Genomic DNA, 14,503 nt, shown 5'->3' with positions numbered 1-14,503 from the left:
GTTTATTACCCTCAATAGCAGTTTGCAATAAACACATCACTGGATATTCCCGCTGGGTAAGAAAATGATTGTTATTATCTACCAGCATCCACCTTCTATCGTATTGCAAGCCGCGATCGGTTAAGTGTGCTTGAGTAACTTCAATACCACCGAGTGATTTAACGGGATAAATAAAAAGTTGGCTTATGGTATACATCTTTCAAAGATGGTGATTTTATTTGTTTTAATTACGGCAATAAAGAATCAATTTATCATTACCCACTAATTATTTTCATCAGATATAGCACCATTAAAATTCTATTTATACAACCCCTAGCTACCTATCCAGATTCTCTGGATAGGTCTTTCTTTACGCAAACTACCTGCGAAAAATCTCTCCGCGATTACCAAGTAAAAATATTATAACCTGCCAAAACTACCATTTTGTATATACATTTGGCACTATAAAATAGATTTATAGTTCGCCAAAACAAGTGTTTTATTTGTACATTTGGCAGGATATAAATACCCGTATCATCCATATGAAACGTACTGCGGAAAAATAAATTAAATAAAAAAAGATGTAAAAATTAACTGGAAGGAAAGAAGAACTGGAGTTCATGGATAAGGTTTTTAATTCCTCAGAACCTGAGCTGGTTGCGGTATTCGGAAGACGCAGAGTTGGAAAAACATTTCTTATACGGAATGTTTTTGCAAAAAAACTGGCCTTTGAATTTTCAGGCATACACAATGCTTCCTTTAACCAGCAACTGGAAAATTTTACGCTGGCATTATCCAAAGTAACGAAACGTACACCAGTAAAACCTATTACTTGGATAAGCGCTTTCAGCATGCTGGAAGACTACTTAAAACCTGTTATAAAAAAACAACGAACTGCTATTTTCTTTGATGAATTTCCCTGGATAGGAACTCCCCGTTCTGGATTTTTACAGGCATTTGAAAATTTTTGGAATACCTGGGCTTGCCGGCAAAAAAATCTGATAGTGATACTTTGTGGTTCAGCCGCCGCCTGGATGATTCAAAAAGTAATTAACAACAGGGGTGGATTACATAACCGGGTAACCCGTAAGTTAAGGTTGCTGCCATTTACTTTATATGAAACGGAACTGCTTTTAAAAGAAAGAAAAATAAACCTGGACCAATACCAGGTATTGCAATTATATATGGCAATGGGTGGAATTCAGCAATACCTGAAACAAATAGAAAAAGGCGAAAGCGCTATACAGGCAATTGACAGAATATGTTTTACCAAAGACGGATTGTTGCACGAAGAATTTAAAAATCTTTTTACGTCACTTTTTGACGATGCCTATTACCATATACAAGTTATAAGAGCCCTTGCAAAAAAGGGAACAGGACTAAACCGGAATGAAATTATTAAAGCCTGTAAATTAACGTCAGGAGGTGGTACAACTCAACTACTGGAAGAACTTACTCAATCAGGTTTTATTACACCATACATCCCTTTTGATAAAACCGCTAAAGAAAGTATTTACAGGTTAACAGACGAATATTCACATTTTTATTTAAAATTTATAGAGAATAGTAAATTCAAGGGCACCGGAACATGGACAAGATTTTTAACCGGCGCCTCCTGGCAAAGCTGGTGTGGCAATGCATTTGAAAGTGTTTGTATTAAACATGCACCCCAGCTAAAAAAAGCACTGGGTATTGAAGGTGTACATACAGAAATATCTACCTGGCGTTATAATGCAAAAAAAGGAGAACAGGGAGTACAAATAGATTTACTCATAGACAGACACTTCAGGAGCATCAATATTTGCGAAATTAAATTTTCCGTGACTCAATACCAGATAACGAAAAGTTATGCCGGCGAACTGGATACCAAACTTAAAGTTTTTCGGGATAATACCAAAACACGCAAGGCTATATTTTTAACCCTTATAACAACTTACGGTGTAAAAAATATCAATACTTATACGGGGCTTGTACAAAAAGAAATAACAATGGGTGCACTTTTTAAAAGTTGAGAAAAGCCGCAATCAATGATTGATATTAATGATTAATGAAACGATTTTTTTACGTAGATTTCTGTAATACGAATAACTTTCTGCAGGCACTTTGTTCCATTGGTTCAGCAGCTTCTATCAAAATATGAATTCGTTTATTTTAAAAAGCTGCCAGGCATAGCTGGAAGAATTGTTATAATTCGTATTTCAGCAATTATACAAAAACCCATTCTTTCCATAAAAAAAATTATTTACTAACTAACTGGCGGGTAATTATTATATTTTCACCTGCTAACCTGAGCTGGCAAACACCTGCTGCAAGGGCATTGGGAAGCTTTAAGCTTTCTGTAGATGTACCTTTTGCATGCGCTATTACTTTGCTTAGTATTTGTTGGCCCTGTTTGTTGGTTAACGATATATGATAGCTTCCTTGTGGAAGATTTATCTTTAAAGAAATAGCATTATCCTGTATTGGATTTGGGTAAATGATTAATGTATTTATAGAACTGTTAATTGTTGTTACTTTTAAAATTTGACTATAAGTTCCATGGTCATGTTCAATTACTTTTATTCTGTAAAAGCTAACATCGTTTAATGGATTTGGATCAAAAAAATTGTATTGTAATGTAATCCCGCTGTTTCCTTTTGCCAGTACTGTTCCTACCTTTAAAAAATCCTGTCCGTTTTCTGATCGTTCCACTTCATACCGGTCTATATTGCTCTCCTGCTGCGACAACCATTCCACCTGTACACGGCTATTTTTTGAATACGCTTTTACGTTAGTAATGGTGACCGGTAACGCAGAAAGATTGATTTGTAAAACGGAAACGGAGGAAGTAGAACTGTTTGCTGTTACAATTTCGGGAAGCCCATCTCCATCTAAATCGCCGATTTCAATGGAAAGTGGATGGGTATTTGTACCTGTACCAAAGTCAACTTTACCGGCAAAAGAAGATGCGGTAATGCTTCCTGGTGTAGCCGTATTGCGCAATAAAGAAATACTATTAGAGAATTGGTTTGCAACTGCCAGGTCTAACTTGCCATCTCCATCTAAATCTGCGAGTGTCACATCAAAAGGACTTAATCCTGTAGTAAAGTCAACCTTAGCAGCAAACGATGACGCATCTATAATGCCGGATGTTGTTGTATTCCGTAGTACGGAAACAGTAGTGGAAGCGGGTTCTGAATTAGCCACCACCAGGTCCGGCTTGCCATCACCATCAACATCGCCAATAGCAACTGAACGCGGCGTGCTACCTGTGGCAAAGTCAACCCTTGCTGCAAAAGAAATTGAATTTGCTATAGTGATATTGCGAAGTATAGATATCTTATTCGCACCTAGTGTTGCATCAGGAAACACCATATCGGGTTTGCCATCTCCATCCACATCACCAACAGTAACAGAAACAGGAGTTCCACCTACTGTAAAATCAACTTTCGCTGCAAAGGATGAAATGTCGATAACTCCAGGACTGGATACATTTCTCCATACGGATACTTTACCATTATCATTTGAGTTTATAAGTTCAGGTTTACCATCTCCATCCAGATCTGCAATTGACATAAAATTAGGACCTGTAAATCCAGAAGCGAAGTCAACCTTTGCAGCAAAAGATGCAGCATTGATAACGCCGGAAACAGAAGTATTTCGAAGAACTGATATAAACTGATTCGTAGCAACAACGATATCAGGTTTACCATCGCCATCTACATCGCACAGTGCCAGATAGTATCCAAAAGATCCCGAAGTAAAGTCAACCTTGGCAGCAAAGGAGGAGGCGTCAATGGTACCTGACGTGGACGTGTTTCGTAATATGGAAATCTTATCAGCGTTCCTGTCAAGAACTACAAGATCGGGTTTGCCGTCTCCATCCACATCAATAATGGCAGCAGGCCGTGGGGAAGTCAAAACTGGAAAAGTAGCTTTCAGGTTATAAAGATTAGCTGGAATCCCGGCTGTATTGGCAAAAGTTATGATAAATGGTTTAGAAGAATAACCGGTAAGGCCAGTAACATTATTTAGAACCGATATCGGCTTATAGGTAGCTCCGGCAGGTACAGTTACTGTTAGGCTGGTGGCATTGCCTGAGGTGACGATACCTTTTACGGCGCCAAAGAACACAATGTTATTAGCAGCAACTACATTGAAGTTTGTGCCGGTAATAATAACACTTGTGCCAACATGACCACTTACTGGCGAAAAAGAACTTACAGCAGGTTGCGCTAAAGCACTTGTTGCTGTTAATAAATTTACGACAAAAATCATTTTGTCCAATTTTTGTAAAAGTTGAAACATGATATTTATTATTTAAAAAAGCGTGAAAAATTAAGAGCCGCAGGAATAATAATTTTATTATAAACTTTCATTTTTATTAAAAGCCAGCTTTATCAATACCAAATGCAAACAAGGTCATATCTCCGCCTGTTGCTCCCATCCCGAGGGTCATCATACTAAATGCATATTCTCCAACAGGTAACATTTTATCTATTACCAATTCAGCGTAACCTTCTCTTATTTTTTTGATACTGAAAGTGTATTTTTCACTCGTCTTTATTTTCTTACTATTCGGGATAAAGGCGCCGCCGCTTTTTTGCAGTAAAATTTTTCTTTTCCCTTTTTCACCTTCCAATTTATAAAGTACGATATTGTCCAGAGGGTTATTGATGCCGCTCATCATGTTTTGCATATTAGGATCCATGCCATTGGCATTCATTAAAGAATCTGAAGATGGTGAGGTAACTTTCACTGAGGCTCCGGTAGAAAATACAAATGATAAATTATTTCCACCGCCGATACGCACGTTTGACTTTGTGTCATTAATGGTGTAGCCATTTTCCATTCCGCCCAGGCCACCAAATTTTAGTTTGGCTTCCATTTGGGCAGATTCTTTTTCCAGCCTGATTGCTGAGCGTGTTGTATCCTTCTTCAGGTAATACACTTCATTGCTAAATTCGGGTTCAGGATATTTTACCAGGTCTGACTGAGCCCACAACGAAGCGGCATTAAAAAAGATTATTGTAATTAAAAGAGCTGTCTTCATAAAAAGAATTTTATTAGTTATTTGAATTTGAACTTTTCTTTTCGTTTTTACCAAACCGCCAACCAACATACAATTGAACTACATTATTTTTTGCATCAGCACTGGTGAAAGATGGCGCCTGGCCACTTTGTACATCTTTATAAATTTTTGCTAAGCTCACATTGTATCTCGCGCCTATTATTAAGCCCAAAACAGGATGAACTTCCGCACCAATCGCGTAGCCATAATCGATCTTATTATAAAAAGCCATCATTGCGTTTTCGGAACCTGTTGCACCATTACTGGTACTGTCCACGGATGCATTAAGCAGGTAGGCACTCTGCGCACCAAACAACAACGAAAAATATTTTGAGATATTTATTGATGCAAATTGAGCGAACTGTAGATAATCCAAATTTACATTCCCGGTATTTGAAGCACTTTTGTAATTATATCCCTGCCGCGAATAGGATAGTTCTGTGTGGGAGCTAAGAACTTTTTTGGAAGCAGGAGCAAGAAAAACGCCAACATTGAATCCGGATTTACTACTGTTTTTAATATCCCCGGATTTTGAAATGTTAGCAAAATTTAAGCCTGCCTTAATTCCTATTTGGGCAAATGTGAAGCTTGGTATTAATGCTAAAAGGTAAAAGATATTTTTTTTCATTTTTATAAATTTGAGTTTGATAATAAGTTTTAAACTTTTATGGATACCGGGTATCACCAAATAGATGTGAAGCCAAAAGTATAAGAATGAAAAACGAAAGCTATCACCCCAAACAGTGATTTTGCAATTGATTCATAAAATCACCCGAAAGGGTGAGTGGGTTGATTTCAATATTTAAAAAACTCGGCATAATAGTATTATAATTGAAAATGAAAATCATTAAACCAGCATGATTTTATGTTTAAAGCAAATGGTTTAAACATTTTTATAAATGAAATAATTATTGTCTATACAGTATGTCATCATTTAAACTCAGCATTATTAAAGTTGGGTTGAGGTTTTCCCTGTTAAACCCAATACCGGCAAACACAGTTTGGAATTTCCTTCCATCAAAATAGCTGCATAGCACTGTATAGTTTTTAATTTTATAAGTGCTGTTACCAGAGGTTTTGCTGTATTATTACATTCATCAGGATCTGTAATCTGCAACTGCCGTACACCATTATTACTTATCAATCATTGCTTTTAATTTATCTACTGAAAAATTTCCTTCTAATTGTTTTTTAAAATTCATTGCAGGAGAATTTGTGTCCCATTCCCAGTATAAAGCAATAAACTGTGGAACATACCTTGGTAATTTTAAATTGAAATAATCATTGTTAATAAATACGATCATTCTTCCTCCTTTTTCCTCGGTAGTAAATCCTTTAAAAGACGATGTCCAGTCAGCTCGATCAACAATAGCCGGCTCATTTAATTCATTTTGAGTAAGGTTCTTCCGGATATCATCATAAGGTTTAATAAGCCCGTTAAAATAATTTTCAGTTTGTTGAATATTGTCTTCTTTACGTTGATGGTCTGTTCTATATTTTTTTATAAAGCTTGCTTTTCTTTCTTCTATCCTGCCGGGCGGAGCACCGGTTAATGCATTTTCGAGGCCCTTTTGTTTAGCGGCTTCCTGTTCTGCCTCTGTTCTTTCCGGCATTTTATTATTTATATCTATCTGGGCTTTTTTACTTGCTGCTAATTTTTGTTTCATTGAATTCAAAAATTGTAAACGACTTACAGGCTTATAAGGTAATTGGCCATCCCGGGTAATTAGTATGGCTTTATTTTTTGTATTATTTCCTGATGGTTGGTATAGCGGAAACCCCTTCCATTCACCAATTTTTTTTGGAAGAAGAAAAGCAACGGAACCATCTATTTTATCAGCTAATTCATCATATTGATGGGTCATGAACCAGCCGAAATCATTGACTTAAACATTAGACCAGGTGTTGGTTTCAGTTCCCAACATTAGTTTATGCAGGTTTTGGTTGCAGTACCAACTTTTGTATAGAGCATTAAACTGGTAAGGAACCGGCCCCTTTTCAACCAAGCTATTTCCTCGTATGGAACGATACCACGCGGCTTCCATACCTACGGGTTGGGGATATGCTTCTTTAAATAATACAGCAATTTTATCAAGACGTGTTCTTAACTGGTTGTATTGAGTGGAGGAAAATGTGTTGTCAGGATAAACTATATTTTCAGCGGTAGTTGTCCATTTGCCTTTTACATTCATGATGGCAACTGTATTACAAACCTGGGCTTGTATATTTACGGGAGATAAAAGAAATGAGCAAAATATAATTGGAATTATTTTTTTCATCTGTTTGACTATTTTTACATTTTTGTTCAGTTGTACCGCAGCTGCCGGTCCAAACATTCCTTTAAACGGTCCTTCATTGAAATTTCATCCCGAATTAATCCCCCATGTATACCCGGCTTTACTTTCACCGTTTGCAATATCGTTATTGATCCATATTGTATTTCCTGCTTCTCCATCTACTCCGGCCAATTTTGTATTGGCCATAAAACTCATCATTTGGAGATAGGATGTAACGAGCTGGTAAAATGATTGCAGCCGGTAACAGCCACTGCATTGAGCAGCGATGGAGGCAAGGTTAATTCCGTATAAAACATTATAAGAAACGATGTATCCCCGGCAGTAGTAATATGATGATATTTTATTCATAATTTTTGGTAGAAATAAAATAAAGTAAACCAAATGTAAACGAGACAAAAATATTATCAATCACCCGAAACAGTGATTCTGCAATAGTTTCACCGAATTATCCGATAGGATGAGCATGCTTGCTGCAATTATAAAAATGTAGCATTGCAAGGAAATTTTATAAAAGAAAAATATGAATTGTAAAGTGAAAATAATTCGCTTTATATAGTATGAATCTAATTTAGAAGAGTGCTGTTTATTGAAGAGCGTTTACCACCTCATTTTATTTTTTCTATCCAAATTTTATAATAAAGTTCACTGCCGGGACTTCCTGCTTCTGCAAGTACCTGTACGCCGTCTCTTGCTTCGAACTTTAAATACTGTGGAATCGCAGGCGTTTTATAAAACATTTGCATTACTCTTTGTGATAAGTCAAAAGTACCGGTTGAACCTCCTATTACGCCCGGTGGCGGCGGGCACGTAAATTTGAATTGAGTGAGTTCTATTGGATGAGGAATAAAAAATATTTCAACCAGGGGGTATGGCAGGGCGGGCGGATTGGCAGGACTTACCTTAATCGATTTTGCACCGGCAACATGAAATAATCCTGTACAGGTATTAGGGTTCAAAACTATTTTACTACAATTACTTGTAAGTGTTTCCATATGGTTCTTAATGCCAATGATAGCACATTTATTTTTTTCTAATGATACAGTGAAACTCCCGACGTCGCTGTATGTTACCAAACCGCCCCATGATTCAATAGAGCCCCCTTTCATTTCACTTATCATATTCACTTCCCAGGCATCCCCATAAATCAAAATATTACTCACCAGTTTTGTTATATTTTTATTTTTAAGAAATGCTGAATAGAAAGAATGTTCAACAGTAACGGCGACAGGATTCTGCTCGGGTACCAGTGATGGGGCCTGGTAAATTGCAGAATTATTCTGCGAAGCAGAGATAAAACCAATCGTGCTATTTCCCTTTGCAATATTATTTACTCTCCACACCTGGGCTACTTCTACTTCCTTACCAGGTTTTGTCAGAGGCTCCAAAAGTTCATTTTCCTCAAACTCGTCAAGAGGCGCAAGTGTAACGATGTTTAACCTTAAGCTTCCATTCACTTTCACCTTTGCTGAAACTGGTTTGAGCTTAGACCACATATAATTTACGTAGGAACTAAAATGCTGAATATCTGCTTTTATGGTTTTAGAAACAGTGTCTAATAATACATTTTTTAATGGGCTCCAAAAACCTTTATTATCTTGCATGGCGATTCCCATTAAACCTGCTGCACTTCCCTCTGTATCGTCCTGGCGATAATGAAATATAATTTGTACGGGCTGCTCAAATACTATGCCTGCAGGTTCCATCAGATAAGCATTGCCGGTAGAATTTGGGGCGAAGTTTATTACCGGTTGAATGGATACTTTCATCTTCTTTGTAACTGCGCCCACAGGAAAAATCAATTCCACTTTTCCATCAGGGGATTGAATGCTGCCTCCATTTTTATCAATTTTAATTTCTGATTTTTCGCCATTCGGTTTACCTTTTTCAGTAATGCCAAATTTTATAATAGAATCAGTGACAGAAATGTTTTGTGCAGATGAGTTTGCAGAGATAAATAACAAAAAATAGAGGAGTAATTTTTTCATAATTATTTATTTAATCGAAAAGCTTTTTATCGCCTGGTGTAGAAAACCTTTATTGCATTTCTATCTTATATATCTCTTACTTATTTCTGAAAGATACTTTCTCTATATATTTACCTAAGGCTAAAAAGCCTGGAAGTAGTATGTTTATGTTGCCGGTTTAGTTTTTTAAATTCGTTTACACTATTCAAAAATCTGATTGCTATCTTATACTCCTGTTTTGCAATTTCAAATGTCCATATATTAATCAAGTATTTTTTCACCCGAAACAGTGATTCTGCCTGCGATCCAAAGAATCACCTGAAACTGGTATTTTGATATGACTACTTGATTTTATGAAAAGGAATGATAACCTTTATGTGAAATAAAGTAGTGTGATTTATGACATTTAATAAACCATATCAATTGGGTATACTTATTTTCTGCCTTTTGGCTCAACAGGTATTTTCTCAAACATATAAAATTGATAGTCTGCAAAAAGAACTACAAAAAAACCAGCCTGATTCTGTTTTTACTTTTATCTATCTTGCCTTAGCCGAAGCTATCTATACTTACGATTCTTTAAAAAGTGATCAATACAGAGAAAAGGGTTATGCGCTTGCAAAAAAGATCAATAATAATCTAGCGTTGGGTAGTTACTATAATGGAAAAGGCATGAGCAAACAATTTACCAGTGACGATGGGCTGGCAAACCTTATTTTTGATACAGCGATATATTTTTTCAACAAAACAATAGAGGAAAAACGCTTCCCGTCGGAGGTTGCCAAAGCCAAATTATCGATCGCTGTTTCTTTGGGTCAAAAAGCCCATAGCCTTGCGAAGATTGGAAAAAGTGATGATGCCATCAAAATATATTTTCAAACGATTGATGCCTGGAAAGCTTCAGAAGAACCTGACAAGAACGAGGCAATTGCTGTGTATTATACTTTTATTTCCACTATCTATTCCAACCTCAAAGAGTACAGGAAAACATTGGAATACGACAAACTTTCGTTGATGATTTTACTTAATGAAAGTAATGAAGAATCGATTGCATTCACCTACCTGTATGTCTGCCAGGATTTCCTTAAATTAAATGAATTAGACTCCCGCCTTGTCTATCTTTTAAAGGCGAAGCCGATTGTGATGCAATTAAACAATCACAATATTAATTATGAGTATTACGAAAGATGGGCATCCTACAATAGCATAAAAAAGGATTATCAACCAGCAATTGGTTTCTATACCAAAGCATTAAATGAAGCATTTTCTGGAAATTATAAATTCCGGGTAATGGAAATGCAGAAAGAAATTGGTTATTGTTACCTGCAAATGGGGAATTATAATATCGCTAAAAAATATTTATTTTCTGCTATACCTTTTGCTCTTGAGAGTAAACACCCGGAAAGATTAATGAAAATTTATGAAGACCTTTCGGTGGCTGAGGAAAAAACAAATCATCCTGCAAAGGCATTGCATTATTTACAACAGGTATTAAAACTTAGAGATAGCATCAATCTTGAAGGTTCAAAAAAATCTGTAGCAGAAATAGAAAACAAATACCAGGCAACAGAAAAACAAAAGGAAATTCTTCAACTTCATAAAAATAAAAAAATACAAACGCTTTCCCTGTCACAAAAAACAACTTACAATTACATTCTTATTAGTTCGCTGGCAGGATTGATGCTATTAAGTTTTATAGGATATCGTAATCTTCGTCACCGCCAGCAAATCTCCAGGCAACAAAATCTAATACATCAGCAGCGTATCAGTGAACTGGAAAAGGATAAACAATTGATAGCCGTTGATTCTATTTTAAAAGGGCAGGAAGTAGAGCGAAGCCGCATGGCGAAGGATTTGCATGATGGGCTCGGAGGTTTATTATCAGGAGTAAAATTTTCACTAAGCAATATGAAAGATAATCTAATTATTACGCCAGACAACATGGCCGTCTTCGAACGTTCATTAGACCTCATTGATACCTCCATCAAAGAACTTAGGCGGGTAGCTCAAAACATGACGCCCGAAATGTTGAAAAAATTTGGTTTAGATGAAGCCCTAAAAGACTATTGCAATACAATTAATGCTACTAAATTGCTGGAACTAAAGTACCAGTCCATAGGAATGGAAACGAGAATCGAAAGCTCTTCAGAGATTATTATTTACCGAATCATCCAGGAATTGCTAAATAATATCATGAAGCATGCAGGTGCTTCAGAAGCCAGGGTACAATTGATCAAAGACGAAAACCGGTTTAATATAATTGTGGAAGATAATGGCAAAGGCTTTGACACTACATTAATGAAAGCCAATACCGGCGCAGGCCTTACCAACGTACAATCAAGGGTGGATTATTTAAAAGGACAATTGGAAATTCATTCAGAAATGGGGAAAGGAACTTTGATAAACATAGAATTCAACATTTAAAATATGATCCGCGTATTTATTGTAGACGATCATCCCGTTATAATAGAAGGAATTCATTCACTCCTTCAAAATGAAAAAGATATTGAATGGGCGGGCCACGCAATGAATGCCCAATCCTGTCTGGGATTTTTTGTGAATAATAGTGCCGATGTAGTATTGATGGATATCAGTATGCCTGAAATGGATGGTGTTGAGCTTTGCCGGATCATGAAAGTCAGGTATCCTGAGATTTTTATTCTTGGATTAAGCACCTTTAACCAGGGATTGTACATAAAAAAAATGCTAGAAAATGGCGCCAGTGGATACATTTTAAAAAACGCATCAAGGGATGAACTTTTAAAAGCAATACACACGATAAACAAAGGTGGAATTTATTTTGCCGGTGAAGTAGGTGAAGCTTTGAAAGCCTATGAGCGGGCATCTTTAAATAAATTACTGGAACTATCACCAAGGGAAAAAGAAATCCTGGGGCTAATCGCCGAAGGATTTACCAATCCGCAAATTGCGCAAAAAATATTCCTGAGTCCATTCACCGTAGATAGCCATAGAAAAAACTTACTCGCAAAATTGAAAGTAAAAAATACCGCCTGTCTCATAAGACTCGCAGTGGAAAATAAGTATATTTAATTTGCCATTGGCAAAAGAACAATTGCTTTAATTGAATGTATCTGAAAACGGCCATCCTGCTGATAGTATAAGCCCGGCGCTTTTAGCGTTCATGATAAGTTTAAAGCATATTTTTTTATTGAGAAGAAATATGGTCTATGGCTAAGTTTACTGCGACTTAAAATTTCAGACTAACGCAAAAGCATACAGGATAAAAATGCATCTTGTACATAAATAGTAAGTGATTGCTGGTTGATGGAGATTGCTTTGTTGCAACACCCGGCGGCCAAACACGCAACAACGGCATAGTGTGTGGGCTTCCAGAAATATAGGGAACATCCAATGCGGCAGGAACCTTCCCATAAAACAAAAAAATCCGCACCAAAAGGGTACAGATTTTTTTAACAATTCTTATTTTAAAATTTAATTTTTCAACACGTACTTCCGGTAAGAAAAATCACCAAAACTTTCCTGGGCATTTCTTTCTGTTTTAAAAGTTGTAAACAGGTTGTCGAGTTCAGTAAGAATACTTGCTTCATCCAGGCTTTCCTTGTACAAAGTATTTAAACGTTCGCCCTGGTTATCGCCGCCCACATGCAGGTTGTACCTTCCGGCAGCGGTACCTACAAAACCAATTTCAGCAGCATAAGGTCTTGCACATCCGTTAGGGCAACCGGTCATCCGCATAATGATAGATTCATTTTGCAATTGGTATTTTGCTATCAGTGGTTCAATTTTAGATATCAGGGATGGCATGTAACGCTGCCCTTCTGCCAACGCCAACGGACAGGTAGGCAATGCCACACAGGCAATAGCATTTTTACGCAGGTGACTTGCCGCTTCTGTATGTTCAATTATTTTAAACCGCTCCAGTATTTCGTTGATAGCGGCTTTGTCTTTATCTGCCACATCGCTAATGATCATGTTTTGACTGGAAGTAAACAGGAAATTGGTTTTATCCGTTTTTGCTACTTCCAGCAAAGCCGTTTTCAGCGCCAGTTTTTCATCATCCAGCACCCGACCGTTTTCTATAAACAACGTATAGTACCAAACGCCTTGTGCATTTTGCAGCCATCCATAACGGTCGGCCCTTTGCGTAAACTCATACTGTCTTGCAGGTTCCAGTTTAAAGCCCGTGCGTTTTTCTACTTCGGCCCGGTAGGCGTCCACCCCCATTCTGTCGAGCGTATATTTTAACCTCGCCAGTTTTCTGTCGCTTCGGTTGCCAAAGTCGCGTTGCACGGTAATGATTTCATAAATCGTCTTCATTATTTTTTCTTCCGTATCAACAAAACCTATTGTTGTACCCAGCCTGGCGTAGGTAGAAGTGTTGCCGTGTGTAGTTGACAAACCGCCTCCAATGGCGATGTTAAAACCCTTTAATTCATCATTTTCTATAATTGCCACCAAGCCGAGATCGTTGGTAAAAACATCTACATCATTGTTTGGCGGAATGGCGATACCTATTTTAAATTTCCTGGGCAAATACCTGTCCTGGTATAATGGATCTTCCTCATCGCTCTTCTCCGCAATCTTTTCTTCATCCAGCCATATTTCGTAATAGGCATTTGTTTTAGGCATCAAAAAACTACTGATTCTATCAGCGTAATCAAATACCTGCGCATGTATCGCCGATTCGCCGGGATGAGAGGTACAACTGACGTTGCGGTTAATATCTCCACAGGTAGCGATAGAATCCAGCCCAGCCTGACTGAAAGACTGTATCGTGGGCCTTATTTTTGATTTAATCAAACCGTGCAACTGCAGGGTTTGCCGTGTAGTAATTTTAATTACACCCGTGCTGTTTTCACCCGCAATTTCGTTGGCAGCAATCCATTTTTTTGCGCTAATAAATCCGCCGGGTAAACGCAGGCGAATCATAAAAGTATACAACCGATCCAGTTTTTTATCTGCCCGTTCTTCCCGCCTGTCCCGATCGTCTTGCTGGTACATGCCATGGAATTTTAATACCGCAGTATCATCTTCGCGGATAGCACCGGTAATTTCATCCTGTAAACTTTCTGGTATAGAACCTCGCAGGCCATCACTGGCCGTCTTTATCTTTTCTATTGCTGATAAATTATTTTTGTCTGACATGGTAATTTATTTTTCACTTCTTAAAGTAATCCTTTCTGTTTTTTTATCCTGGCATTTGTATTTCATAGCAGCATCCTTGCGTCGCC

General features: G+C 37.3%; 11 protein-coding genes and 1 pseudogene. 3 read left to right on the top strand and 9 right to left on the bottom strand.

The features are described from left to right. On the bottom strand, positions 1-196 hold a 196-nt coding region (locus H7254_RS18580), incomplete at its 3' end, for an MOSC domain-containing protein (RefSeq protein ID WP_301934397.1). A gap of 391 nt (positions 197-587) precedes the next feature. Here H7254_RS18580 and H7254_RS18575 point away from each other — a divergent pair. Beyond that, a pseudogene (locus H7254_RS18575) lies at positions 588-1,991 on the top strand (ATP-binding protein); the annotation flags it as partial. A 226-nt stretch (positions 1,992-2,217) separates the two neighbouring features. On the opposite strand, the gene H7254_RS18570 reads toward H7254_RS18575, so the two are convergent. The 7 genes from H7254_RS18570 to H7254_RS18540 all read right to left on the bottom strand — a co-directional run bounded on the left by H7254_RS18570 (position 2,218) and on the right by H7254_RS18540 (position 9,311). Then, complete coding sequence (locus tag H7254_RS18570) at positions 2,218-4,236, bottom strand: FG-GAP-like repeat-containing protein (protein ID WP_301934396.1); 2,019 nt, start codon at positions 4,234-4,236, stop codon at positions 2,218-2,220. A gap of 106 nt (positions 4,237-4,342) precedes the next feature. Continuing rightward, positions 4,343-5,011 carry a hypothetical protein gene (locus H7254_RS18565; protein ID WP_301934395.1) on the bottom strand — a complete coding sequence of 223 codons (669 nt, stop codon included), beginning with the start codon at positions 5,009-5,011 and terminating at the stop codon, positions 4,343-4,345. 13 nt (positions 5,012-5,024) lie between these two features. Then, positions 5,025-5,657 (bottom strand): porin family protein, encoded by a 633-nt coding sequence (locus H7254_RS18560; RefSeq protein WP_301934394.1) that lies wholly within the window; start codon positions 5,655-5,657, stop codon positions 5,025-5,027. A 505-nt stretch (positions 5,658-6,162) separates the two neighbouring features. Beyond that, entirely contained in the window at positions 6,163-6,894 is a 732-nt protein-coding gene (locus H7254_RS18555; protein WP_301934393.1) for a hypothetical protein, read from the bottom strand. A gap of 21 nt (positions 6,895-6,915) precedes the next feature. Continuing rightward, positions 6,916-7,308 carry a hypothetical protein gene (locus H7254_RS18550; protein WP_301934392.1) on the bottom strand — a complete coding sequence of 131 codons (393 nt, stop codon included), beginning with the start codon at positions 7,306-7,308 and terminating at the stop codon, positions 6,916-6,918. An 84-nt stretch (positions 7,309-7,392) separates the two neighbouring features. Beyond that, the gene (locus H7254_RS18545) at positions 7,393-7,674 is read right to left on the bottom strand and encodes a hypothetical protein (protein WP_301934391.1); all 282 of its coding nucleotides are present in this window, start codon (positions 7,672-7,674) and stop codon (positions 7,393-7,395) included. A 257-nt stretch (positions 7,675-7,931) separates the two neighbouring features. Next, a complete protein-coding gene (locus H7254_RS18540; RefSeq protein WP_301934390.1) occupies positions 7,932-9,311 on the bottom strand; it encodes a hypothetical protein in 1,380 nt (459 codons plus the stop codon). Between the two features lie 378 nt (positions 9,312-9,689). Here H7254_RS18540 and H7254_RS18535 point away from each other — a divergent pair, with 378 nt between their 5' ends. Both H7254_RS18535 and H7254_RS18530 read left to right on the top strand, forming a co-directional pair. Continuing rightward, a complete protein-coding gene (locus H7254_RS18535) occupies positions 9,690-11,714 on the top strand; it encodes a sensor histidine kinase (protein ID WP_301934389.1) in 2,025 nt (674 codons plus the stop codon). Positions 11,715-11,717: 3 nt separating this feature from the next. Then, positions 11,718-12,341 carry a response regulator transcription factor gene (locus H7254_RS18530; protein ID WP_301934388.1) on the top strand — a complete coding sequence of 208 codons (624 nt, stop codon included), beginning with the start codon at positions 11,718-11,720 and terminating at the stop codon, positions 12,339-12,341. 402 nt (positions 12,342-12,743) lie between these two features. Here the strand turns inward: H7254_RS18530 and H7254_RS18525 are convergent, their stop codons facing one another. Continuing rightward, positions 12,744-14,417, bottom strand: coding sequence for an NADPH-dependent assimilatory sulfite reductase hemoprotein subunit (locus tag H7254_RS18525; RefSeq protein WP_301934387.1), 1,674 nt, complete (start codon positions 14,415-14,417; stop codon positions 12,744-12,746). Positions 14,418-14,503: the final 86 nt, after the last annotated feature.

It is taken from the genome of Ferruginibacter sp. (assembly GCF_014377975.1).
In the GTDB taxonomy this organism is placed as follows: domain Bacteria; phylum Bacteroidota; class Bacteroidia; order Chitinophagales; family Chitinophagaceae; genus Ferruginibacter.
The sequence above is the reverse complement of the archived record's forward strand: the minus strand, read 5'-3'. Positions and strand labels throughout refer to the sequence as shown.

What these genes read in the sequence shown, in the direction of transcription:
- H7254_RS18570 (WP_301934396.1), bottom strand. Translation starts at nt 4,236, where the DNA reads ATGATTTTTGTCGTAAATTTATTAACAGCAACAAGTGCTTTAGCGCAA.
- H7254_RS18565 (WP_301934395.1), bottom strand. Translation starts at nt 5,011, where the DNA reads ATGAAGACAGCTCTTTTAATTACAATAATCTTTTTTAATGCCGCTTCG.
- H7254_RS18560 (WP_301934394.1), bottom strand. Translation starts at nt 5,657, where the DNA reads ATGAAAAAAAATATCTTTTACCTTTTAGCATTAATACCAAGCTTCACA.
- H7254_RS18555 (WP_301934393.1), bottom strand. Translation starts at nt 6,894, where the DNA reads ATGACCCATCAATATGATGAATTAGCTGATAAAATAGATGGTTCCGTT.
- H7254_RS18550 (WP_301934392.1), bottom strand. Translation starts at nt 7,308, where the DNA reads ATGAAAAAAATAATTCCAATTATATTTTGCTCATTTCTTTTATCTCCC.
- H7254_RS18545 (WP_301934391.1), bottom strand. Translation starts at nt 7,674, where the DNA reads ATGAATAAAATATCATCATATTACTACTGCCGGGGATACATCGTTTCT.
- H7254_RS18540 (WP_301934390.1), bottom strand. Translation starts at nt 9,311, where the DNA reads ATGAAAAAATTACTCCTCTATTTTTTGTTATTTATCTCTGCAAACTCA.
- H7254_RS18535 (WP_301934389.1), top strand. Translation starts at nt 9,690, where the DNA reads ATGACATTTAATAAACCATATCAATTGGGTATACTTATTTTCTGCCTT.
- H7254_RS18530 (WP_301934388.1), top strand. Translation starts at nt 11,718, where the DNA reads ATGATCCGCGTATTTATTGTAGACGATCATCCCGTTATAATAGAAGGA.
- H7254_RS18525 (WP_301934387.1), bottom strand. Translation starts at nt 14,417, where the DNA reads ATGTCAGACAAAAATAATTTATCAGCAATAGAAAAGATAAAGACGGCC.